Genomic DNA, 1,387 nt, shown 5'->3' with positions numbered 1-1,387 from the left:
CCCCGGCCCCGGCCGACCCCGGCGCGGCCACCCCCGGCACCGGCCCCGACGGAACCGACGCCGACCACGCGCTGTCCGGCGCCGCCCTGGTCGCCCCGCTCGGCCGCGACGGCCTGCGGCACGAACTCGTCCTCACCGTGACCGAGCCGGTCACCGCGCTGCAGACCGAATTCCGGCTCGCCGCGGGCGAGTCGGCCGCCGGCTCCGGCACCGCCTGGACCGACCTGCCCGGCGCCGTGGTCACCGCCCAGCAGGAGCGCGGAACCCTGGTCTACCGCTTCACCACCCCGCCCGGCACCGACGTCCGGCCCGGCCACTACACCTTCGGCGTGCGCGGCACCCGCCCGGCCGCCACCGACCCGTCCGCGGCCCGCAAGTCGGCCCCGGCGGAGAGCTGGAGCGCCTCCGCCTTCGCCATCGACCAGCCGCGCGCGGTCGCGGCACTGGGCGGCTTCGGCCCCGTCCCGCCGCTGTCCGTCCCGCAGGCCCCCGGCGTGGCCCCGGTGCGCGGCATGGCCCCGGCGCCCGGCCGCGCGGTCGCCCCGCAGGCCCCCGCGTCCCGCTGACGACCCGGGCCGCCCGGACGGCCGCCCGATGGCCGCCCGACGGTCGGCTGCGGCCCGCCGTCGACCCGCCGTCGACCCGACGACGGCCCGCCGTAACAACGTCTCGACAATCCGACGATCCGACAGCTGAGCTGCCCGGACGGGCGCATCCCCGCACCCTCGTTCGTTACTGTGGGCAGCACCCGGCCCGGCGCCCCAACAGCCCCCGACCGGGGCCGTCGTTCCGCACCCGAGGAGGAGTCCGTGCCCACCGTCCTGACCCAAGGCGGCAACGCACCACTGACCGCCGCGCGAGTGACCGTCGAGGTCACCGCGCCCAAGGCGCTGGACGTCTCCGGCCTGCTGCTGACCGACGCCGGGAAGGTGCGCTCGGACGACGACTTCGTCTTCTTCAACGCCCCGAACGGCCCCGGCGTCAGCCACCGCCCGGCCGCCGCCGGCTCTCCCGACGCGATCACCGTCGACACCCGGGCCGTCCCGGCGGCGATCACCAAGATCGTGGTCACCGCCAGCCCGGCCGACCAGAGCTCCACCTTCGCCGGGATGGAGCCCACCGCCACCGTCCGCGACGCCGACAGCGGCGAGGTCCTGGCCACCTTCACCCCGCCCCGGCTGAGCCTGGAGACGGCGCTGATCGTGATCGAGGTCTACCTGCGCAACGGCGCCTGGAAGGTGCGCGCGGTCGGCCAGGGCTACGCCGACGGCCTCGCGGGCATCGCCACCGACTTCGGCGTCACCGTCGACGACTCCCCGGCCCCGCCCGTCCAGCCCACAGCCCCGGCCGCGCCGACCCCGGCCCCGACCCCGGCCCCGGCCCCGGC

1 protein-coding gene and 1 pseudogene are annotated in these 1,387 nt (G+C 77.9%); both read left to right on the top strand.

The features are described 5' to 3' along the window. Positions 1–566 (top strand): annotated as a pseudogene (locus OP86_RS32425) (hypothetical protein); the annotation flags it as partial. A gap of 255 nt (positions 567–821) precedes the next feature. Beyond that, the coding region (locus tag OP86_RS32420; RefSeq protein WP_033334461.1) for a TerD family protein at positions 822–1,387 on the top strand (566 nt) is incomplete at its 3' end.

Origin of the sequence: Streptomyces novaecaesareae (assembly GCF_000716875.1) — a bacterium.
Classification (GTDB): Bacteria; Actinomycetota; Actinomycetes; order Streptomycetales; family Streptomycetaceae; genus Kitasatospora; species Kitasatospora novaecaesareae.
This window is presented reverse-complemented; position numbering and strand designations above follow the sequence as displayed.